The sequence below is a fragment of the Sphaerisporangium sp. NPDC051011 genome (assembly GCF_040653595.1).
Classification (GTDB): domain Bacteria; phylum Actinomycetota; class Actinomycetes; order Streptosporangiales; family Streptosporangiaceae; genus Sphaerisporangium.
Window position 1 is genome coordinate 140047 of the sequence record NZ_JBFAGG010000016.1, and the last position, 21908, is coordinate 161954.

At 65.4% G+C, this 21908-nt stretch carries 22 protein-coding genes; 7 read left to right on the top strand and 15 right to left on the bottom strand.

The window, feature by feature from the left end; all coding sequences use genetic code 11:
* Positions 1–26 precede the first annotated feature (26 nt).
* The 4 genes from AB0H21_RS31775 to AB0H21_RS31790 all read right to left on the bottom strand — a co-directional run bounded on the left by AB0H21_RS31775 (position 27) and on the right by AB0H21_RS31790 (position 2185).
* On the bottom strand, positions 27–1004 hold the full coding sequence (locus tag AB0H21_RS31775) for an ATP-binding protein (RefSeq protein WP_358524046.1): 978 nt from the start codon (positions 1002–1004) through the stop codon (positions 27–29).
* 100 nt (positions 1005–1104) lie between these two features.
* A complete protein-coding gene (locus tag AB0H21_RS31780; RefSeq protein WP_358524048.1) occupies positions 1105–1488 on the bottom strand; it encodes a hypothetical protein in 384 nt (127 codons plus the stop codon).
* Between the two features lie 12 nt (positions 1489–1500).
* Positions 1501–1800, bottom strand: coding sequence for a hypothetical protein (locus AB0H21_RS31785; protein WP_358524050.1), 300 nt, complete (start codon positions 1798–1800; stop codon positions 1501–1503).
* A 16-nt stretch (positions 1801–1816) separates the two neighbouring features.
* Complete coding sequence (locus AB0H21_RS31790) at positions 1817–2185, bottom strand: hypothetical protein (protein WP_358524051.1); 369 nt, start codon at positions 2183–2185, stop codon at positions 1817–1819.
* A 110-nt stretch (positions 2186–2295) separates the two neighbouring features.
* On the opposite strand from AB0H21_RS31790, the gene AB0H21_RS31795 reads away from it, so the two are divergent.
* A complete protein-coding gene (locus tag AB0H21_RS31795) occupies positions 2296–3651 on the top strand; it encodes a macro domain-containing protein (protein ID WP_358524054.1) in 1356 nt (451 codons plus the stop codon).
* Positions 3652–3752: 101 nt separating this feature from the next.
* Here AB0H21_RS31795 and AB0H21_RS31800 read toward each other — a convergent pair whose 3' ends face one another.
* From AB0H21_RS31800 to AB0H21_RS31815, 4 genes are all read right to left on the bottom strand, one after another.
* Positions 3753–4295 carry a GNAT family N-acetyltransferase gene (locus AB0H21_RS31800; RefSeq protein ID WP_358524057.1) on the bottom strand — a complete coding sequence of 181 codons (543 nt, stop codon included), beginning with the start codon at positions 4293–4295 and terminating at the stop codon, positions 3753–3755.
* A 132-nt stretch (positions 4296–4427) separates the two neighbouring features.
* Entirely contained in the window at positions 4428–4808 is a 381-nt protein-coding gene (locus AB0H21_RS31805; protein ID WP_358524060.1) for a hypothetical protein, read from the bottom strand.
* A gap of 70 nt (positions 4809–4878) precedes the next feature.
* Positions 4879–5358, bottom strand: a complete 480-nt coding sequence (locus AB0H21_RS31810; RefSeq protein ID WP_358524062.1) for a DUF5990 family protein — start codon at positions 5356–5358, stop codon at positions 4879–4881.
* Positions 5359–5436: 78 nt separating this feature from the next.
* On the bottom strand, positions 5437–6246 hold the full coding sequence (locus tag AB0H21_RS31815) for a nuclear transport factor 2 family protein (RefSeq protein ID WP_358524065.1): 810 nt from the start codon (positions 6244–6246) through the stop codon (positions 5437–5439).
* A 102-nt stretch (positions 6247–6348) separates the two neighbouring features.
* On the opposite strand from AB0H21_RS31815, the gene AB0H21_RS31820 reads away from it, so the two are divergent.
* Complete coding sequence (locus AB0H21_RS31820; RefSeq protein WP_358524067.1) at positions 6349–6972, top strand: TetR family transcriptional regulator; 624 nt, start codon at positions 6349–6351, stop codon at positions 6970–6972.
* A gap of 206 nt (positions 6973–7178) precedes the next feature.
* Here the strand turns inward: AB0H21_RS31820 and AB0H21_RS31825 are convergent, their stop codons facing one another.
* From AB0H21_RS31825 to AB0H21_RS31855, 7 genes are all read right to left on the bottom strand, one after another.
* Complete coding sequence (locus tag AB0H21_RS31825; protein WP_358524070.1) at positions 7179–7304, bottom strand: hypothetical protein; 126 nt, start codon at positions 7302–7304, stop codon at positions 7179–7181.
* Positions 7305–7531: 227 nt separating this feature from the next.
* On the bottom strand, positions 7532–8044 hold the full coding sequence (locus tag AB0H21_RS31830; RefSeq protein WP_358524071.1) for a DUF1707 domain-containing protein: 513 nt from the start codon (positions 8042–8044) through the stop codon (positions 7532–7534).
* Positions 8041–8844, bottom strand: coding sequence for an ABC transporter permease (locus AB0H21_RS31835; protein ID WP_358524073.1), 804 nt, complete (start codon positions 8842–8844; stop codon positions 8041–8043). The genes AB0H21_RS31830 and AB0H21_RS31835 overlap by 4 nt, the downstream gene beginning before the upstream one ends.
* Positions 8841–9806: an ATP-binding cassette domain-containing protein gene (locus AB0H21_RS31840; RefSeq protein WP_358524076.1), complete on the bottom strand. Its 966-nt coding sequence runs from the start codon at positions 9804–9806 to the stop codon at positions 8841–8843. The genes AB0H21_RS31835 and AB0H21_RS31840 overlap by 4 nt, the downstream gene beginning before the upstream one ends.
* An 18-nt stretch (positions 9807–9824) precedes the next feature.
* Positions 9825–10763, bottom strand: coding sequence for a DUF4097 family beta strand repeat-containing protein (locus AB0H21_RS31845; RefSeq protein WP_358524078.1), 939 nt, complete (start codon positions 10761–10763; stop codon positions 9825–9827).
* Complete coding sequence (locus AB0H21_RS31850) at positions 10763–11269, bottom strand: hypothetical protein (RefSeq protein WP_358524081.1); 507 nt, start codon at positions 11267–11269, stop codon at positions 10763–10765. Before AB0H21_RS31850 ends, AB0H21_RS31845 begins: the two co-directional genes overlap by 1 nt.
* A gap of 793 nt (positions 11270–12062) precedes the next feature.
* On the bottom strand, positions 12063–12911 hold the full coding sequence (locus AB0H21_RS31855) for an oxygenase MpaB family protein (RefSeq protein WP_358524083.1): 849 nt from the start codon (positions 12909–12911) through the stop codon (positions 12063–12065).
* Between the two features lie 61 nt (positions 12912–12972).
* Here AB0H21_RS31855 and ubiA point away from each other — a divergent pair, with 61 nt between their 5' ends.
* The 5 genes from ubiA to AB0H21_RS31880 all read left to right on the top strand — a co-directional run bounded on the left by ubiA (position 12973) and on the right by AB0H21_RS31880 (position 21883).
* The gene (ubiA, locus tag AB0H21_RS31860) at positions 12973–13845 is read left to right on the top strand and encodes a 4-hydroxybenzoate octaprenyltransferase (protein ID WP_358524231.1); all 873 of its coding nucleotides are present in this window, start codon (positions 12973–12975) and stop codon (positions 13843–13845) included.
* Between the two features lie 370 nt (positions 13846–14215).
* Positions 14216–15262 carry an ISAs1 family transposase gene (locus AB0H21_RS31865; RefSeq protein ID WP_358524085.1) on the top strand — a complete coding sequence of 349 codons (1047 nt, stop codon included), beginning with the start codon at positions 14216–14218 and terminating at the stop codon, positions 15260–15262.
* 774 nt (positions 15263–16036) lie between these two features.
* Complete coding sequence (locus AB0H21_RS31870) at positions 16037–17221, top strand: cysteine desulfurase family protein (protein WP_358524088.1); 1185 nt, start codon at positions 16037–16039, stop codon at positions 17219–17221.
* 55 nt (positions 17222–17276) lie between these two features.
* Positions 17277–18350 carry a DUF4007 family protein gene (locus AB0H21_RS31875; RefSeq protein ID WP_358524090.1) on the top strand — a complete coding sequence of 358 codons (1074 nt, stop codon included), beginning with the start codon at positions 17277–17279 and terminating at the stop codon, positions 18348–18350.
* Positions 18347–21883: an ATP-binding protein gene (locus AB0H21_RS31880; protein WP_358524093.1), complete on the top strand. Its 3537-nt coding sequence runs from the start codon at positions 18347–18349 to the stop codon at positions 21881–21883. Before AB0H21_RS31875 ends, AB0H21_RS31880 begins: the two co-directional genes overlap by 4 nt.
* Positions 21884–21908 lie beyond the last annotated feature (25 nt).

The window sequence follows — 21908 nt, forward strand, 5'->3', positions numbered from 1 at the left end:
GCAGGTGGGACGGCTCCTGTCCGGGGTCAACCGTCCTGCGGATCCCTCGCGAGACGTCCCCGGATCACCCCGTTGAGGGAGTCCCGTTCCGCCTCGGAGACCTCTCCGTCGTCGGGCGCGGCGGCGGGCCGTGCGGCGATGATGTTCGCCAGGGACCGGGCGAGGTCGGCGTGGGTGATCTGCCCGCGGCCCTCCCTGGCCACGGTCACGGCGGCATTGATGACGGCGCGTTTGACGTCCCGGCCGACGACGCCCTCGGTCTCGGCCAACTCGTCTACGGAGACGTCCGTGGCGAGCGGTAGCCCGGGCGGGAGATGGGCCGCCCAGATCGCCCGCCGGGCGGCGTGGTCCGGTTCGGGAATGCGCACATGGTGCAGGCGGCTGCTGATCGCCGGGTCGTAGCTGGTCACGAGGTTGGTGACGAAGACGGCGATTCCCTCGAAGACGTCCAGATGCTGGATCAGCTCCGCACGAAGCGTGTTCACCGCATGCTCGGATCCCTGGCTGACGCTCTCGAAACGGCGCGACAGCAGCGACTCGGCCTCATCGATGAACAGCACCGCGTCGGCGCGACGGGCCGCCTCGAACAGAGCGGCCAGGTACTTGCCGCCCTCCCCGTGGTACTTGCTCTCCAGTTGGGACGTCCGCGCGAGCAGGATCGGACGTCCGAGCAGATGGGCGAGTGCGTGCGCCGTCATCGTCTTCCCCGTGCCCGGCCCGCCGTGCAGACTGATCGCCGAACGTGGGTGCGGCTCGATCGCACGCAGCCCCCATGTGTCGAACACCAGGCCGCGCAGCCGGACGGTGTCGACGGCGATGTGCAGTTCCTCGATCGTCGCGGCCGGGAGGACCAGCTGGGACATGTCGTACAGCGGCTTGACGGGAACGAAGAACGACATCCGGCCTTCGAGATCAAGTTCTCCGCCGCCCGCCGTGTCCGCCGCCCGCTGCTCGGAGGATCCGGCAGGACCATCGCGGCGTACCACCAGGTCGAGGTTGTGCATACCGGTCTCGTCGAACAGCTCCCGGGCGGCGCCGCCCAGCCGAACCCGGAACCGTTCAGCCGCCGGCCCGCTGGGAAGGCCGTCAACCCACAAACGGTACCTACCCGGCGATGGTGATCTTGTCACTGTTACCGAACCTCCGCTTCAGGTCGTCGTCGAGCGTGCCTTCCCAGGTCTTCGAGTACTTGAGGGTGCCGTCGCGGGCGTCGCGGATCTCGCCCTTGAGCGAGGCCTTCGCGTAGTCGCCGCTATCGAGCTTGTTTCGGATCAGCTCGCCGATGTCGCCCTCGTTCATCCTTGGCTGGAACCAGGCCAGGACGTCCCGCCAAGCGATCACCGCGAATACGGCCGCGATGGCGGCTCCGGCGACGATCCCTCCCACGATCAGACTTCCGGCCGAAGGGGTCCGGCGCTTCGGCCGATCGGTGGGAACGAGAAAGAAGAGGATCACGGCGAGGACGACCGCGCCGATGAGGAATTCCATGAAACGTTCTCTCTACTCGTAGATGGCGAGCTCGTCGCGGCTGTGCAGCTCGCGAAGTCGGTCGTCCAGGCGCTTGGCACCGATCTTGCGGGCTTTCCGCACTTCGTTCCTGGTCGCGTCGAACAGCCCCTGGTAGACGGTGTACTCGCCGTTCTCCAGCTGGTTGCGAATGGTGAAGGGCAACGTCGTCTCGTCGAGCTCCTGCTCGAACTTCAGAAACCAGTCGAGGATTTCCGCCATCGCCAGCACGACGAACGTCACGATCGCCTCGAACACGATTACCGCGAGGCTGAGCAAGATGATCTCCAGCATTGGGCGTTCCTTTCGGTCAGTCGAAGAGGATCATTTCCTTGCCGGCGAACAGCCGGCGTAGTTCGTCGTCACAGTCGTCGGCCAGAACGACCCGGCCCAGAGGCCGGCCGGTCGCGGGGTCCACCACAGGTTCGTTGGTGTCGTCCAGGAAGACGATCCGGAACGTCCAGCCGCCGGGGCGGGGACGGCGCAGCAATGCGGCACGCGCCGCCTGCGCCCGCTTCGCGTTCTCCCTGAGATAGGTCGCGACCTCCTCGAACGTGAGGACGTCCTTGGCCATCAGGCGTCCAAAGGCCGCCCGGAAGAGGGAGACCAGCTGGGCACGCAGCCATTTCCAGAGCGCCAGGCCGTAACCCGGGGGCGGTTTCTCGGATGAATCGGTCATGTAACCCAGAACAGCAGGGGTGGGGCTGAAGATAAGAGCACCGAAATGATTCAGGTTTGATGCAGAAGCTCGCTTGTTAACCGCGTCGCGGCTTCCCTTCAATGAGGTGCATGGCGATCACATTGACGCTGATGGGCCGAGCCACGCTGCTGCGTGATGGGACTCCGGTCAAGCTGGAACCGCGGGTCATGGCCGTTCTCATCCGTCTCGCCCTGAACCTCGGCCGCAGCGTCCGCCTCGAGGACCTGACCAGGGAGGCGATGATCGACGCACCCGGCGCAGGGGCGTGGCGAGCGAAGGTGCCACGGGAAAGCCGAGTGGCCGTCTACCAGTGCATCTCGACGCTGCGGACGGCCCTCGACCCGGATCGTCCGGGCGATGCTTCGGTCCTCCTGGTTCGTGACCCGGGCCGCAACTCCGGATATCGGCTGGAACTCCCACCCGAGTCCATCGATCTGGTCCGCTTCGAAAGGCTCGTCTCGGAAGGAGCAGACGACTCGCCGCTGCGTACGACCCTCCTGCTCCGGCAGGCTCTGGACCTGTGGCAGGGCCGGCCGCTCATCGACGTCGAGCATCTCGCGTGGGCGCAGCCGCGCATCGTCGCGCTCACCAAGGCATGGCACGACGCCCGTCGGCGGCTCCTCGACCTGTACGGGGTGCTGGGCCATCCGGCTGAGGCGTTGAAGATCGGCCGTGCCCTGGTCACCGACCACCCCGGCGACACCGCGCTACGCGAGCGCGTCGACAGCCTCGCCACCCAGATCCGCGAGGCCCCCGCGATCTCTCATCCGACCGGCTGGTCGGGAGGCCGGCTCACCGTCCGCATCGGCGACCTCTACGACCAGGACGACACCCACCTCGTCATCGGTTTCAGCGACACCTTCGAGACCAACACCAAGGACGATTTCCTGGTCGCCCGCCGCAGCATTCAGGGGCAGCTCGTCCAGCGCCTCTATTCCGGCGATCACCGGGCGCTGGACCGCGGTCTCCGCACCGCCCTCAACGGCAGGCCGTACACGGCCGAGACCCGCGCGACGAAGCGCTACGGCAAGCTCCGCCGGTACCCGATCGGCACCGTCGCCGTCATCCCGCACTCCGGCCGCCGCCTCTTCGCCGTGGCCTACAGCAGGGTCAACGAGCATGGCGTGCACGCGACGTCGACCCTCCCGCTGCTTCGCGAGGCCCTGAACCGCCTTTGGACAGAGGTCCGCGAGAAGGCCCAGCACCGCCCGGTGTCCATCGCCGTCGTCGGCTCAGGCCTGGCCCGCATCAGGGACGTCGATCACATGTCGCTCATCATGCTCATCACCGAGACCTTCATGTCCGCCCAGTCCTCCGGCCGCATAACCGACGAACTACGCATCATGGTCCACCCGACCAACACGCCCGCCTTAGATCTACCTGCCGTCGACAGCACGATCGCGGCCATCATCGCCCGCCACTCAGAGCGACAGGTCAGCCTCTAGGAGTGAGACCGGCAGGCGGGCGTCGGCGAGGCGGGATTGTCGCGCAGCCATGTGAACCGGGTCGCCACGCCCGCCGTACGCCGCGCCGACGCCAGACGTAGTCAGAGTTCGATCATCATCAGGATGTCGTCGCGATCGTCGCCGGGGCCGAAGCGGAGTGCGCCGGGCCAGCGGCCGATCTCTTTCCAGCCCAGTCGCTCGTAGAAGGCTTCGAGTCCTGCTCCGCCTCGGGCGGCGAGGCGGAGTTGTTCCAGCGCCATCTCTTCGCGCGCGAGGCGGCACAGCTCGTGCATCAGCGCGACTCCGATGGCCCTGCCACGGAAGCCGGTATGGGTCTGAACGTGATGGACCGTCCCCCAGTGCGCGATCAGCGGGTCGGCGTTCTTGCGGACGTTCAGCCAGCCGGCGAGCGTCCCGTCGACCAGGGCCAGCAGGAGCCTGCTGCGTTCGGGGTCGAGGCCGGTGATGAGCCGGTCGGCCACCACAGCCACCTCGTCAAAGCCGACAGGAGGAAACGGGAAGCCGACCGCTCCCCCAGCGTTGCTCACCGCGGCCCAGCACTCGATCAGCTCCCGCCACATTTCGGGGGACAGCTCACGTGCATCCGTGACCTGGAGGAACACTGGAACACCCTGACGCGTCATGGCCGCAGTCTGACAGCCTCCTCCGACAGCCGTGGCAAGCGCTCCCCTGCCAGAGCCTGACGTCGTCGATGCCCTCGCAGGTCACCGCGGTCTCCGGAGAAAGCCCGGCCTTCGGCTTCAATCGGGGAACTGTCAAACATGCACGTACGGCGTCCAGGTGGCGGCGAACACGGCGACCAGCAGGAGCGGAAATACCTGCATCCAGGCAATGTCCCTTCGGCGGTGCCTCCACGCCACGGCGGCGACCACCAGCAGAATCAACGCCACGACCGCCGATAACGTGTAGACAACACCGGCGCGGAAATTCATTATCGCCAGCCATTCCGCGTGGGTCAGGTCTCCTCGTCCGTCACACCACACGGTGGCGCCATCACAGACCTGTTCCCCTAGCAGGTGAACGTTGCCTGCAAGTGACGTCGCCAGCAACAGAAGAAGCAGGTCTCCGACCACAACCGCGCTGACGGTCACCACTCGCTTCGCCGCCGAAACTCCCCCGGCTTCTTGATCCATCACCCTCGGATCGTACGGAAGGACGCCCCTACGGTGCGGGCCTTCGGCTCCGTGATGCTCGCGGAGTTTCCGGTCAGGCGGAGGTGGCCGACCATTCGATGAGAGGTGGGCGTACGGCTGCGCACAGGGGCTGACCGTGGGAGTCGGTCAGGCGGAGTCGCGCTACGAGCCGGGCGCCGTTCGTCCTGGCGTTCAGTACGGCCTCGGGGATGCCGTCGAAGCACAGCTTCGCTCGCCGGAAGGTCGAGAATGCTCCGGCGTCATCGACCGTCCCCCACGACAGGTACACGAACCGGCCGCCCGGCCGACCCTGCACATACGGGCCGCGAAAGTCCCAGCCGGACTCCGTGCGGGTCGCGGTCACCTCCAGCTCCCAGACCACGTCCGGCGCGTCTCCCGGGTGAAGACCGAGCAGCTCGCCAGGGCGATCCCTCCGCTGCACACCCACATGGATATTGCGGTACCCAGGAAAGTTCGGCGCCTGCGGGCAATCCCGCCCCGGCAGGTCACGCCCTTCGATACGAATCAGCACGCCCCCATCATGCCCCGGCATGATTTTTGTGGGTTCTACTTGCGGGAGACGGACAGGCGGCCCTCGAAGGCGATCTCTCCAGGAAGCGGTCCGGCGCGTTCACGTGTCGCGTCCCATGGCGGCTGCGGCGGCCAGGACGTTGACGTAGTCACGCAGATGGGCGATCTGCCCGTTGCGGACGGTGAGCACAACGATGCTGGGCAGCGCGAACTCGCCGGTGGACGCGCTGGTCCCGATGGCTTCCTGCTCGACGATGATCGTTCCAGGGTCCTTGGTGTCGTGGAGGGCAAGGGTCCGGTACCGCTCGTACTTCAGCGACTGAGCCTTCCACCCTGCGGCTATCCAGTTCACGATCTCGTCCCGGCCTTCGAGCCGTGACGGCACGCCTGGGAGCGTGAACGGGAACTCATGAACCGCGTCGACTGCGTACACGCGGCTCATGTCCTCGGCGGACTGGTCGATAGCGGCTTGCCGGAGACGCTGCAGAACCTCACGTGGACCGTCTTCTCGCTTGCCGAGTGCCGCTCGCCTGGCGCTCACCTTGCGGTAGCCGAGCCTCCAGCCGTCGGGCAGCCGCACGACGATGTCGTCGTAGACGACGCTGCCGGCCGTTCCGTTGGCCATGATGCCGATTCCCTTGGATCGGACCCTCGCCGACTGATCGTCGATCCCAGTGATCACGATATTGGTGACGTGATGGCCGACCGGGTTGGCGTCGCCCAACGCGAGCGCGGCCTCACGGATGGCGGCGATCCCGTGCAACGAGTCGCGGCCGAAGTCTTCCATGTCGTACGTGACATCCGGGGTGAGCAGCTCAAACGCTCGATCCAGCTCGCCGGCGTCGACGAGGTGGCCGTGGAGATTGATCAGGTCGTTGATGTCGATCCGGTCCTGTTCCGACAGCACCATAGGGACGGCCCTCCACGAGTTGGGCGCCCATGCCACTAACGTGAGGCATGGTCCGGTTAGATGGGCACCGTAACGGACTGTGTCCCCGGTTAGCAAGGATGTGTGATCGCACTGCCAGGTCACGAGACGCGCTCGCGCGCCGGGCGTCCGATGCGCGCGGACGCTCGACGTAACTACGAGCAGCTGGTCGAGCAGGCCAAACTCGCGTTCGCCGAGTTCGGCGTGGACGCCTCCCTGGACGACATCGCCCGACGGGCAGGGGTGGCGAGCGGAACGCTGTACCGGCATTTCCCCACCCGGCTTGACCTCATAGAGGCGGTGCTCGCCGAGCAGATAGCCGGGCTGGTCGACCTCGGCCGCACGCTACTGACGGCCGAGGACGAACTCGACGCTTTGTCCACCTGGTTGCGTGCCGTGGTCACCCATGCCCTGACCTATCGAGGCCTGGCCGCCGCGGTGATGAACTCGGCGCTCGACCGCGAGAAGGACCTGGTATCGACCTGGCACACAGAGATATTCGAGGCAGGGGGCGCCTTGCTGGCGCGGGCCCGGCAATCAGGGTCGATCATCGCCGATGCGGACGACACGGACGTGCTGAAGATGACCGGCGCCATCGCCTGGGCCGCCCAAGACGCCCTGAACCCCTCAGCTCAAGCCAACCGCCTGCTCACCCTCCTCATGAACGGCCTCCGCAACGGCGGACTCCCGCAGCAGACCGGCGATTGACCCGAACCTGTGACCGTCGCGTCGGAAGTGGAACGCCGACCACCAGCCCAACTGCCCTCCGACCTGCATGGGAACGCTTCGGCAGCTGGCCGGGCATCGGCTCCTGCAACGGGTGCCCAGCCCTGCCATCCGGTTGTCAGGGCCGAGGACGGAGGGTCGGACGATCACCCCATCCCGTACAGCCCTGCGGGGCCCGTGCAGCGGGTTCAGAGCTTGACGAGCTTGGGGTAGGGAGCGTGGATGCGGTACGTCTCCGTCCCGAAGTCGACGAGGACAGCGACATCGTCGTCGACTCCGACGACCCGGCCGAGGCCGTATCTGTCGTGGCTCACCAGATCCTGTACGGCGAAGCGCTCAAGAGGGGGTGGAGGGGTCACCGGAACATTGAAGGGGCTTCCGGGCAGGGCTCGCCGGATTGCGGCTGGGTTACGTCTCATCTGTGCCAGTATGCGGCCCGGAGCTGCATAAATCGAGCTCAGCGCCATCGCCGTGACCGTATCGCCATGCGAACCACGGCCTCTTCGGCCGGCGCCCGCGGCCCCGGCCGAGATCCGCCATGTCACTTACGTGAGGTGCGGATGGTCAGGTGGCCGTAGGGGAGGTTGCCGGTGATGTGGACGTGGAGGCCGCCCGGATGGGGGCGAGCTGGGGACTTGCAGGTTACGCGGCCCCAGGCCGCCTGGACTCCGTCGATGTTCGCGCCGGCGCCGACCGGCAGGATGATCGTGGCGTGGCCGTAGGTGAGGCGGAGTTCGATGTCGACGCGCGGGTGCGGGATGTGGGCGCGGGACAGGTCGAGGCGCACCCTGCCGTACTCGGAGTCGACCCGCAGCCGGCGCGGGACCTGCCAGTCGCCCGTCCGGGTGAGGCGCCCGCCGATGGACCACAGCCGGACCGTCTCGTCCGGCAGGTCGGCGACGACCGGCTGCAGTTCGTGCGCGGAGGTGGCGGTGAGCGCCCGTTCGAGCCGAAGTTCCAGCTCGGTGGAGCTGAGCCGGCCGTCCGCGTAGGCCTGCTGGACCAGTTCCACCGCCCTGTCCCGATCGCGGTCGCAGACGGGTGCCTGGTTCATCGGCTCACCGCCTTCTTGTATAGCCGGGTGGCCAGCGGCACGAACACGACCAGGAGCACGACCGACCACAGCAGCGACACCGGCACCGCGTGCCGCAGCGGCCAGGCGCTGGGCGCGGGCATGGCCGGGGTGGTGTTGCCGAACAGCTCGCGCGCGGCCTGGACCAGCGTGGAGACCGGGTTCCATTCGGCGATCGGCCCCAGCGGGCCGGGCAAGCGGGTGCTGTCGACGAAGGCGTTGGACAGGAAGACCAGCGGGAACGACACGATGGTGACGATGTTGTTGAAGACCTCGGGCGTGCGCAGCGCCAGCGCCACGGTCGCCGTCACCCAGGAGAAGGCGTAGGCGAACAGCAGCAGCATCGCGAACCCGAGCAGGGCCTCCAGCGGCGAGCTGCGGATGTGCCAGCCGACGAGCAGGCCGACGAGCGCCATCGTGACGACACTGGCCAGGTTCATGATCACGTCGCTGATGGTCTGGCCGGTCAGCACCGCCGAGGGGGACATCGGCAGCGTGCGGAACCGGTCGAAGATGCCCTTCTGCAGGTCCTGCGTGAGCGTGTAGCCGGTGATCTGCGCGCTGGTGACGATGGTCAGGACGAAGATCCCCGGGAGCATGTACTCGCCGTACGACATGCCGGGCAGGCTGATCATGCTGCCGAAGACGTAGGTGAACAGCAGGACGAACACGATCGGGAGCATCACCACGCCGCCCAGCAGGTCGGGCGCTCTACGGATCTTCAGGGCGTTGCGCTTGGCGATCGTCAGGCCGTCGGCGACGGCCAGCTGCACGGCGTTCATCGGCTGGGCTCCTTGGTCTTGTCGTCGGCCTGGTGTCCGGTGAGGGTCAGGAACACGTCGTCCAGGGTCGGCCGGCGCAGGCCGACGTCGCGTACGGTGATCCGCTCGGCGGCCAGCCGGCCGAGGGCGCTGGTCAGCGTGGCCGCGCCGTCGGACACGGGGATCGTCACCCGCAGCGCGGCGGCGTCGACCCGCAGGTCACCGGCGGCCAGCGGCGCCAGCGTCCGCGCGGCGGTCTCCAGGTTCGCCGCGGTGGCGACCGACAGCTCGATGCGGTCGCCGCCGACCTGGCCTTTCAGCTCGTCGGCGGTGCCGAGCGCGATCACGCGCCCGTGGTCGACCACGGCGATGCGGTCGGCGAGGCGGTCGGCCTCCTCCAGGTACTGGGTGGTGAGCAGCACGGTCGTGCCCGCCGCGACGAGCTCGGAGATGACCTCCCACAGGCCGATGCGGGCCCGGGGGTCCAGGCCGGTGGTGGGCTCGTCGAGGAACAGCACGGGCGGGTCGGCGACTAGCGCGCCGGCCAGGTCGAGCCGGCGCCGCATGCCTCCGGAGTAGCCCTGCACGGGGCGGTCGGCCGCGTCGGTGAGGTCGAAGCGCTCCAGCAGCTCGCGGGCGCGCTGCCGGCTGCGCTTGGCGCCGAGGTGGTAGAGGCGGCCGACCATCTCCAGGTTCTCGGCGCCGGTGAGGTGGTCGTCGACGGCGGCGTACTGGCCGGAGGCGCCGATGTGCGCGCGCAGCCGGCTCGCGTCCCGGACGACGTCGAACCCAGCGACGCTGGCGTGCCCGGCGTCCGGTACGAGCAGCGTGGTGAGGATGCGCACGGTGGTTGTCTTGCCGGCGCCGTTCGGGCCGAGCAGCCCCAGCACCGTCCCCTCGGGGACGCGTAACTCCAAGCCGTCGAGGGCGGTGACGGCGCCGTACTTCTTGACCAGGCCCTCGGCCACGATCGCATCTGGCATGAGAAATCTCCTTGGTGGTCAGGAACGGTGGACGAGGATGTCGCCGTGAGTGGTGTGGGCCCGCACCTCGACGGTCCGATCTCTTCCACCGGGGACGTCGCTGGGGTCGAGGGAGACATCCACGGTGCCGTACGTGGAGCTCACGTCCAGCCAGGCGGCGGTGCCTTCGCGGATGCCGACGTCCAGCCCGCCGCCGTTGGTCTCCAGGACGACCGAGCCGCAGGTCACCTCACCGATCTGCAGGCTTGCGTACGCGGTCTTGGCGGTGACGCCGGCCAGGGCGCGGTCCACGGTGAGGTCGCCGTGCGCGCTGTTCAGCCGCAGCTCGCCGGTCACCTCGCGGATGCGGACGCTCCCGTGGGCGGTCTTGACGGCGGCGGTGCCGTCGATCCGGCCGATGAGGATGCCGCCGTGCGTCGTGGTCACCTCGGCGTGACCGGACGCGCGGGTGACCGAGATGTCGCCGTGGGTGCTCTTCAGCCGCAGCATGCCGGCCTGCTCGACGCGAATGGCGCCGTAGGACGTGGTACACGCCACCTCGCCGAGCGGACCCCGGCAGCGCAGGCTCCCCGCCGACGTGACGTCGACGCGGGAACCCGCCGGGAGGCCGACCGTCACCTCGACCGAGCCCGGGCCGAGCAGCAGCGAACGCGCCCAGCTCGCGGGCGACTCCACGAGCCTGCCAAGCGACAGCCCCCAGCCGGCGGTCGAACCGGGCTGCTCGTTCTCGCCCCGCACCACGAGCCTGCCGTCGGCGTACTCGACCTCGGTGCGCTCGGCGGTCCGCACGTCGGCGTCGTTGTGCTCGTCGGTCGGACGGATCTCGACGACGGTGTCGGCGCGGGCGCTCGCCTCGACCCGGATGGTGGCGTGCGCCATGGCGAAAATGGCGGAGATCGGTTCGGGAGTGTCGAAGGTCGGCATTCCGCTTCCCTTGTCGTGGGTTGGCGTGGACATCAGCGCACCCAGCCGCTGTAACGGTTGCCGGTCTGCTGAGGTGGACGCCTGCCGGAGCGGCGGGCGGCGTCGCCGGGGTCGAGCGCGGCGGAGACGGCGCGCACCAGCCAGGCGTTGACCGACAGCCCGTCGCGGGCGGCCGCCTCGTCGATGCGCGGCTTGAGGTGCTCGGGAACTCGCAGGGAGATACGGGACGTGCCTCCGTCGTCGACGTCCGGGGGCGGCGGCGCGGACGGCCTTTCCTCCTCGTACGTCTGGGCGGTCGGTGGCGGGGTCACGACGAAGGCGGGGTCGCGGCCGCGCAGGCGCACCTCGACCGAGCCCGGTGCGAGGTCCTGGGTGATCTCGTCGGCGGCGGCCGACAGGGCTTCGAGCAGCGCGAGCCGGGTGGCCGACTCCAGAGTCGCGGCAAGCCGCTCCGCCAGCGCGCGAGCTTCTTCGCCGCCTGCGCCCGCGGCGATCGCGAGCTCGCGGCGAAGGTGATCGACATACGGCGCAAGGTCCATGACGCCAATATGACATCATGATGGCGTCACAACAAGAGGAAATCGGCCGTATCCTTGACGTCACTTAGGTGCCACGCGCCTTTTGCCTGGCGGCGGTGCTCGTCGATCCGCAGGAGTCGTCCACACGTTCGGGATCCCGCTGGACGCCTCTTCGAGGATGTGCCGGTGGAGGCGGAGCCTGGCGGACGGAGCACGCGAAGTGACCCGTTCCGCTCCTTCGAGCCCTACGACCCGCGTCGCGACATCGCGCTCTACGCCGACGCGGGGCCTTTGCCGAAGCGAGGGTGGTTCCCCAGCACGCGACAGCGCCCCGGCAGGTCGGCGACTCTCTCAGCCCGGAGTCGCGACGCATATCCTGTCTGCGGTCACGCCCCGGGAAGCGTTGACAGGTGCGTGCCCGTACGCCCCCTCACGTGTCGTCAGGGCCCGGCACCGCCTGACACGCGATGTAGGCGGAGGCGGCACGAGCTACCATCAATCGGGACTGCGCGGCACTAAAGGATCTGGCTTCTAATCCGACGGTCGCAGGTTCGAATCCTGCAGGGCGCGCTTCGACCATGACTCTGACCTGCGGTGATGCGGGATCGGATGCGTTCTAGAATTTTCTTCTGGCGGTTTCGTGCTCCGTGCGTGCTCGCGTGCACCGACCCCGCACACACCAAGATCCATTCGGTACCTATGAAGAGCGGCGGCCCCGCCCCCTCGCTGCAAGAAGGCGGCGAGGGCGGGGCCGGATGCTCAGCGAGGCGGCGCCGTGGCGGAGGTCGTGGAGTCGGTGCTGTGTCCGCGGCCGTCAGCTGCGGCCGGCTCGTTCCAGCGCCGCTCGACGCATGGGTGGGACGCGATATTTCGGCGGTAGAGCCGCCCGGACCAGAAGCCGGGTTCCCCGGGCCGACAGTCCGGCGATGACGTCGGTCGCCGGACCGCCCCGACCGCCGTAGAGTCGGCGGGCCCACGGCGGTAGGAGGCCGGCAGCGGTCGCGGCCAGGACCCGGTAGAGCCCGCGCGATGGACCGCTGGCGAGCGCGCGCCGAAGAGCCGGTCTGTTCCATTCCGCGGGCACGGGCGGGCAGGTGGCCAGGAAGGCCGCGATGTCGGCCGCTTCCGTCGTCAGGCTCAGTTGCGAACGAACGGCCTCATAGTAGGCCGCCACATCCGCCGCGGTGCCAGGGACCGAGGCGGGGTCGAGGCCGATCAGCGCGGCGCTCCGGCGCTGTTCGGTGTAGTAACGGTCGACCTCGGCGTCGGTCAGTCGGAGGCCGGCGCGGCGAACCGTGGTCACGAACGACTCGACCTCGGTCACGTGGACCCAGCGCAGCAGGTCGGGCTCGTCGATATGGAACACCTCGCCGGTACGCGGGTCCGTTGCCCGCATCCCGGCGTGCAGGCGCCGGACCCGGCTCGCGGCGGCCTCCGCCTCGGCGGTCGTGCCGTACAGGATGGTTCGCAGGTAGACCCAGGTGCGAATGAGCCGGCGCCACGGGTCGGTCCGATACGAGGAGTTCTGCGCGACCCCCGCGACCGCACGCGGATGCAGCGCCTGCAGGTACAGGCTGCGCAAGCCGCCCAGCGCGACGATCGGCTCGCCGAAAACCTTCCAGCTCACCGAGTCGGGCCCGAACACACCAATGTCACGGTTCATGACAAATAGGCAATCCTTGCCGAGGCGCCATGGTGGGCAACGGGATCATCATTTGGTGGCGATGATACATCGAGCGATCGCCCGGCTCGGCGCCTACGCGCGCTTGGTCCGGCTGGACAGGCCCATCGGCATCTGGCTGTTGATGTGGCCGACGCTGTGGGCGCTATGGCTGTCGTCCAACGGCGACCCGGACGAGCGCGTATTCCTCGTGTTCGTTGCCGGGACGGTGCTGACACGTTCGGCGGGCTGTGCGATCAACGACTTCGCGGATCGTCAGTACGACGGGCACGTGGCGCGCACCAAGGGCCGTCCCCTGGTCACCGGCGAGGTGAGGCCGGCCGAGGCGGTCGGGCTGTGTTGCGTCCTGGGCGTCGCAGCGCTCGGACTCGTATCCACGCTGAATCGGCAGACGCAGGTGCTGGCGCTGGCCGGCGGTGTGCTGCTGCTGACCTATCCGCTCATGAAGCGCTTCTTCCCGGCGCCGCAACTGTACCTCGGCGCTGCCTTCACCTGGTCGGTTCCCATGGCCTTCGCGGCGCACAACGGCGGAATGCCACGGGCGGCCTGGCTCCTGTTCGCCGCCGGGCTGCTGTGGACGGTGGCGTACGACACCATGTATGCGATGGTCGACCGCGACGACGACCGCGCCCTCGGCATCCGTTCGACCGCGATCCTGTTCGGCGACGCTGATCGCCTCGTCGTCGGCATCATGCAGGCGGCGATGCTGATCACCATCTGGCTGGCCGGCCGGGAACTGCACCTCGGAGCGTGGTATGCGGGTGGCGTGACAGCCGCCGCCCTGTTCGCGTTGCACCAGCAGTTCCTCATTCGCCGCCGAGGCCGTACGGAATGTTTGAAAGCGTTTACGAACAACAACTACGTCGGCATGGTGATCTTCGCCGGTATCGCGCTCGAGTACCTCTTCCGGAGCTGATGGCGGGAGCATCGTCATCGGCCGGTGGCGCCGTCGATCTACTCGCGGAGGATGTGGCGTGTCGCTTACTCGCCATCGTCGAGAGCCGAGACATATGCGGCGGTAGCGTCATCAAAGGTCTTGCCGCGAGGCCAGCGGCCCCACGGCCCCGGCATGTTGAGGATTTGATGGGGTTTGGTTTCTCTGGGTGTTGAGCGCGCGGTCAGGATTACAGTTCAAGGTCGGTAATTGCTCGCCAAAATCGGGCACGAGGAAGGGCACGGCTTCTGAGGATCGGCGGTATCTGACGCCGTACGATCCTCGGAGGAAGCCGTGCCCGTGCCTCTATCATCGCTGATCAGTCCCGCGGAGGACGGGCAGACGAGGGGATGTGTCCCTGATCGGTTTGCACGTGAGGGACTGCCGGCCAGGTTCGGCCGGATTTGCGATCACCGGTCGGCCAGGAGCCTTCCGGCATTCGCTGTCCTCGATTCTGGCGCTGGCGGCGTGTGGGGTGGCGGTGGCCGGTGGTGATTCGATCGCCGCGGTCTGGCATTGGGCCGCTGATGGCTGTCCCCAGGAGGTACTGGCCGAACTCGGGGTGTGGCGTGATCCGTTCACAGGACGGCATGTGCCGCCCAGTGAACGGACCTTTCGCCGGGTCCTGGCCGAGTTGGACGGTGACGCGCTGGACCATCAGGTGTGCGTGTATCTGTCCGAGCAGGGTGCATCGTCCGGCGCGGTGCCGGCGCAGGGCGCTCACCACCTCGGCGATGACCGGGCGCAGGAAAGCGTTGTGGCTTTGCCGCGGGAACGCCAGGCTCGTCGTGTTCGTCAACGTGAACGCGAACGCCCGGCCGTGCCGGGGTTGCTGCCCGCCGCCGGGGCGGACGGCAAGACGATCCGCGGAGCCCGCCGCGATGACGGCACCCGTCCCCACCTGCTGTCGTTGATCTGCCAACGCCGGCATCGCACCCTGGCCCAGCGTGCGGTCGACGCCAAGACCAGCGAGGTTCCCGCGTTGAAGGCGCTGATCGGGCAGATGGACGCGACGGGGATGGTGATCACTGCGGATGCGCTTCACACGGTCCGCGAAACCGCACGGCATCTGGTCGAAGACGCGGGCGCGCATTACGTCCTGGTGCTCAAGGGCAACCAACCCGCGATCGCGGCGCCGGTGATGCGCCACCTGCTCGCCGGGACCGACCTGGACCACGAGCGCGCCGGTACCGGGCACACTGAGACCGACCGGGGCCATAGCCGCACCGAACGACGCGCCATCCGCACCGCCCCCGCCGACGGCATCGACTTCCCCCGGGCCGCCCAAATCCTGCGGATCGTCCGCCACGCCGGGGACCTGAACGGGGCCGCCATCAGTAAAGAGGTCGCCTACGCAATCACCAGCCTGCCCCCAGCCTGGCCGGACCCGCCCAGCTGAACGCCTACGTTCGTCAGCACTGGGGCATAGAGACCCGCGAGCATTACATCCGGGATGTCACCTTCCGCGAAGACGCCTCCCAGATCCGCACCGGCGCGCTCCCCCCAGGTGATGGCGACGTGCAGAAACCTCGCGATCGGCGCGTTTCGACATGCCGGACACGCCAACATGGCCCACGCCCGACGACACTACCGAAACGACGCCCGACGCCTGCTCACCCTGTTCCACCTATGAACCCCGAATCGCCCACCGGCGAACACATCCTCAATACGCCGGGGCCGTGCCGGTTGTCATAGACCAGCCGCTCACCATGCACGATCCACCGGTAGCCACACAGCGAAGTTACCGCCCAACATCACCGACGTACACGGGAACATCACCGCATCCTCCAAGGGGCCATCGCCCGATCCCGCTTTGAAGCCCTCAGAAACAGCCGTCAAGGAACTATCCACAGATCTGCCGCCTACGGTGGCCCGCCATGCGCACCAGTCGGCTGGCGCGCCTGCTGCGGCTCTTCGGCAGGTCTGGGCGCGCGCAGCCCGGGCGCCTACAGCAGCTCGTAAGCGCCTTGGAGGAGTCAGGCAAGAGGTTGACCGCTTCCACCACCCTCACCGGGATGCCGATGGCGCCGGAGAAGGCTGTGACCAGCAATCCTTCTATGGGCGCACATGTTCGAGTACAGAAGCGGAGCCTGCTCCTGGAGGGCGATACGCGAATTGCCCTCATTCCGCCAGGAGTAGCACTATGATCAGCTCAGCTATCATAGGAGGGGCGATGGAGACGCGAGAGGCAGAGGCTAGCACGTCTGTGGTCTATCTTGACTACAACGCCACGGCGCCTCTCCGCCCAGAAGCTCTTGCCGCCATGCTGCCAATCTTGCAAGGAGTAGGCAACTCCTCAAGCCCGCATGCACTCGGGCAGCGAGCAGCGCGGGCCGTCGACATAGCTAGGCGTCAGCTTGCTGATTTGATCGGCTGCTCGCCAGGGGAAATCATTTTCACGTCTGGTGCAACCGAGGCCAACAACCTTGCGCTCGGAGCAACGGCCGGACGTGGTGGTCAGATGGTCACCGGCGCAACCGAACACCCGGCAGTACTTGAGGCTGCACGGGCGGTCTCTGCCTCATCCGGGGCGGGCTTGACGATCCTGCCGGTGGACAGCGCGGGTCGGATTGACTTGCCCACACTAAGCTCAGCCCTTCGGCGAGGGCCAGTCTCAGTGGTGTCGGTCATGGCCGCCAACAACGAGACTGGGGTCCTATCTGATCTATCAGAAGTTATCGAGCTCGCTCACCAGGCGGGAGCGTTGGTCCACACTGACGCCACGCAGATGGTGGGCCGATTATCAATCGATCTATCAGATCTAGGCGTGGACTTACTATCCCTGTCCGCACATAAATTTGGCGGACCTCAAGGTGTCGGCGCACTCTTTATCCGACGAGGGATCTCGCTGCCGTACACACCCCTATTAATTGGCGGAGGCCAAGAAAAAGGGTGGCGAGCAGGTACTCTAAATGTCGCTGGAGTAGTCGGTATGGGCGCGGCGGCTGCCTCTGCAGCAACTGAACTTACTGCCGAAGTAGCGCGAACTGCAGCGCTTCGAAATCGACTTGAAGCTAGCTTACTCGCGAAAATCCCTGGCAGCCGGGTTAACGGCGACAGGAAGCATCGGCTTCCCGGCGTCACTAGTATCACCTTTCCGGGCGCCCCTGCTGACGCATTGATATCCTCCATGCCGGATGTAGCCGTTTCTGATGGCAGCGCCTGTTCCTCTGGAGCTCCGGGGCCAAGCCACGTCTTACTGGCCATGGGGCTCAGCTACGCCGACGCCGAAAGCACCTTACGATTCTCGCTGGGTTACGCGACTACTAACGAGCATATCGACTACGCCATTGCAGCTACCGTCGGTGCCGTGCAGCGTGTTCAGACTGCGTTACACGTTCCCTCAGCTCCAGCATGACAGCACATCCACGTAGCATGCACAGTCGAAGCCTGGTGCCGAAGGGTTAATAACAATGTCAGAGACCAAGCTTGCGGATGCAGCAGTGTTCTCGTTCGCAAGACACGAAACCTTTGCCCCGCGGTTCGGCTGGCTTCACAAGGCTTACAGCCAAGTAAGCAATGATTCGAGAGTCTTCTTGCATAAGGAAGCGCCCGTGACACTCGGCGTGGGCAAGAATATGGTCAACGCAATTCGATACTGGGCGCAGGCCTTCAAACTTACCGCGGAGCATGCCGCAGGAGGGACTTCACGAGCCAACGCAGCCTCACCGACGTGGGAGGCTCGTTGGCTGCTGGATGAGGACGGAGCTGACCCCTACCTTGAAGATCCGGGTAGCCTATGGCTCCTCCACTGGTGGCTTCTGTCTCCTGATTGTCTGGCTCCTACTTGGTGGGTGGCCTTCCATGCTCTACCGAACTCACGGTTCACTGAAGCAGAACTAACAGACCTCGTCGTGGGCTTGGTGCGCAACGCTGGCTGGGAGGTGCCGGCTCTTGCCTCCATCGCTAAGGACGTCGACTGCCTCACCAAAATGTACGCTCCCCGCAAAGCCGCATCCGGGTCGCCCGGAAGCTTCGAAGACTTGCTGGATTGCCCGTTTCGGGAACTCGGGCTGCTGGAGTCGGTGGAATCATCACCGGGTTCTCCTCGTACATGGAGATTCACCAGCAATGCCCGCACGTCGTTGCCAGCTCGTGTAGCTGCTTATGCATGCCTGGACTACGCCGCTCGCTATGATCCAACCGCACGCACGGTGTCTCTCGCTCGCCTCGCCAACGAACCAGGCGGCCCAGGACGGGCGTTCCGAATGGGGGAACCCGCCCTCACTTCGGTGCTCGAAGAGGCCTGCGCACTAAATCCACAACTTAAAATTACCAACGCGGTCGGGCAACGCAGCCTTGTCTTCTCCTCCGACCCGAGCAACCTGGCGTGGGACATCCTTGACGCACACTACGGCGGGATCCGCGTTAGAGGCGATTTCCCTACGCCGTCAGAGTGGCGCACCCAGTACCCCGCGTTGGCCAAGGTCCTAAATAAGGGACGCCGGCCGTCTGACCAGCTTGTTCTCACGGAGGAGATCGCGTGACCAGCCAAGGCGTAGCCGAAGTGCAGGTACCCACTGGCATTCGGCTTGCCATTCCACCATTGCGCTCTACCAATCTTGAGCGCGACCTGGAAGAACCGCAACTGCCCGACCTATACGTTGGCGCTAGGGCGACAGACACCCTTGAACGGATACTCGCAGCTCTTGAAGACACAAGGCGCACACGCGCTTGGTCACTAACGGGACCATACGGCTCGGGTAAATCTACCCTAGCGCTCCTCCTCGACGCTCTCCTCGGCGTAAACACGAAAAGGCGAGAGCAAGCGGTCAACCTCGTAGAGTCCGCGAATCCATCATTGGCTCGCCGGTTAGAGAAAGCTAGAGAAGACCGCGCTCCTCAAGGATTCATCGGTGCGGTAGCAACCGCCCGGCGCGAGGCATTGGTTACCACGTTGACACGTGCACTACGCGCAGGGATTGACCGGCGCTGGCCTTCGCGCAAGATACCCGCACGCGTGTCCACCGCGATGGACGCTTTGAGCACGCCAGGTAGCAGCAGCGCAGAACTGCTCGATGTCGTCAAAGCGCTCTGCTCAGCAAAGCAGCCGCTCCTAATAATAATTGATGAATTCGGCAAAACCTTAGAACATTTGGCTAGTCACAGAGACTTCGCCAACGCCAACGATGATCTGTTCCTGCTTCAGGAGCTCGCAGAGCTTGGAGCTGGCACGTCAGGTCTACCGCTGCACATTGTTACACTACAGCATCTGTCGTTTCTAGATTACGCATCACGGTCGACTACCTTACAAAGTCGCGAATGGGCTAAGATCCAAGGCCGATTCGAGGATATTACTTTCAACACCCACCTCGGCGATGCTGTCCATCTCATTACACAAAGTCTCATCCAGAGCGACGTGTCCGCCAGTGGAATGGGCTTGATTGAAAAGCAGGCAGCAGCCGCTCATTCATTATGGCCGGATCGTGGGCTTCAAGGGGTCCTGCCAGGCGACTCGCAACTATTCGCGAGTCTCTACCCATTGCATCCGTTGACTGCGCTTGCTGCACCTTTGCTGGCCGCCCAGGTCGGACAGAACGATCGCAGCCTCTCCGGCTTCCTCGCGGGCGACGAACCTCACACAGTTCGCCGGTTCCTAACGACCCATAGCGCGCACGTCGCAACTAAAGCGTCCACTGTTCGACTATTTCATCTATACGATTACTTCCTGGCATCTGGTCGAACAACAGTCCTCGCCTCAGCCAATGCCAGCCGGTGGATCGAAATAGATCTTCGAATCAGCGAAGCCCACGGCCTTTCCAATGAGGATAAGCAGGTCCTAAAGACCGTGGGCCTCCTTAATCTGATTGATTCATCCGGCGCGCTACGCGCCAGCGCCGACATGGTGCTCTTCGCGCTCACCGACCCTGCCGACACTCAGGACACCAACAAGCGGCTGCCGTTATTAGAACGCATAGATGAACTCGTCGATAAAGGCTTTCTAGTTTATCGAGACTTCAGCGATGAATATCGCATCTGGCAGGGCACAGATATTGATCTCAAGACGCGACTCGATGAGATTCGGGACCAGTGCACTGATAATGCAGTTATCCAACTCCTCACCCGCCGAATTCCTGGAGCGGTAGTTGCGGGTCGGCATAGTCAGCAAACAGGCATGCTACGCCACTTCGTCACTACTGTCTCCACAGCCAATTCTAAGGATGTGAGTGGCCCGCAGATCGAAGATCCGGCAGACGGCTTGCTTCTGTTCCACCTCGGCGAGGCTTCCAGCGTTCCCTCCATCAAATCGTCCTTACCAGCAGCCATCGGTATGACCGACCAGGCTGAGGCCGTCCTGGAGGCTGGGAAGGAGCTACTCGCTCTGGAGGAGCTCCTTGGCAATCGGACCCTCGACGCCGTCGCTCGCCGAGAAGTCATCGAACGCACCGGACAGGCAGCCGCCCACCTTGCCTCCACTATCTCCGAAGCGTTCACTCCCACTCGCGCCGGCACCACTTGGCACCTGATGCGGCCACAAGCCGGGCACCCATACTTGATACGCGAGGACGTGCCCTTAACCGCGCGTAGCCTTGCCGGAGTGGTCTCTTTGGTGTGCGAGTCGGTCTACGACCACACCCCCCATGTCCGCAATGAGATGCTCGGTCGCCATCAGTTGACCAGCCAGGGCGCCAAAGCACGCCGAGAGCTGCTCCTTGCTATGGTCGCGCACCCAGGTGAGGAATTCCTCGGCATCGAGGGCTACGGCCCTGAACGGGCGATGTACAGCGGCGCCCTTGCCTATATGGGACTGCACGGTCCCTACACCAGCACCAGCGAGACGGAACTGGTTCAATTCGGCTTCATCCAACCCAGCTCCGAGGACCCTTTAGCGCCGGCTTGGGATGCCCTAAACGAAAGCCTTTCCATAGCGTCGAATGAGACATCCCTAGACGAGGTCTTGCGAATCTTGATGGCGCCGCCCTATGGCATCAAGGCAGGCGTAGTTCCCCTCGTGGTTACTACAGCTCTCCTACTTCGCTCTCAAGACATCGCCGTCTTCGAGGAAGGTACTTACCGCCCTCGGCTCACGGCAGATATCGTCGAGCGACTTATCAAGGCACCCAGCCGCTTCTCCGTCAAGGCGACCCCGAGCACAACAGGTCAGCGCCAGCTCGTGCTCAGCGAACTCGCAGAGGCACTTTCCATCCCGAGCCCTAAATCCCCCTCTCGCGGCAGTCGTCGAAACATCGCACTTCTGTCGCTGGCTCGAGGCCTCTTGGATTACGCAAGAATCCTGACGCCGTATGGGCGGCAAACAAGGAACATTAGTCAACAAGCAGCAGCCGTACGCGACGCGCTCATTCGCACGCGTGATCCCGACGACATGGTCTTCTCTGCCTTGCCGAAAGCCGTCGGTCTGAGTCCCATCACCCTGAACGAACCGCGTGATGAGACGCGCGCCAAGGATTACGTACAACGCCTCAGTTCAAGCCTGACGGAGCTGTCCGCCATCACGAATGATTTGCGAGCAGGGGTCATCGCGAACCTGGCTGAGTCCTTTCGCCTTTCGGCCGATCTGCCTACGTTACGGAAGGACCTGGCCGCCCGCGCCCGCGGCTTCGCAGACACTATGCTGGAATCTCAGCTTAAGGGACTAGTTTCGATTGCCCTCAATGACGTACTGACGGACGAAGACTGGCTAGACCCTCTAGTTATCCGCATTTCGGGGACCGCTCTGAATAATTGGACAGACGCGCAAGCTGATGCATTTAAGCGTCAAGCTCTAGAGACGGCACGTTCACTCGATCGCGTCAGTCATCTGTATCAAGCAGCTCACCTTGGCGATGACACCGGAACAGCACAAACGCAACTTGTTACCGTAACAACCCCAGAGGGATACGAGAATAGGGTCTTAGCCTACATACCAGATGGCCTTCAGGAGACGGTCAGATCCTTCACCGACGCAATTTTGAGACAGGCTAATTCCGAGCTAGGCCCCGATGGCGGGCGGGTTCTGCTCGCCGCACTAGCCCAAAGCCTAGTTCACTCTGGGGCGCAAGATTCCGTTATCGACAACTGAGCCAGGCTACCCCTAACCTGAAGGT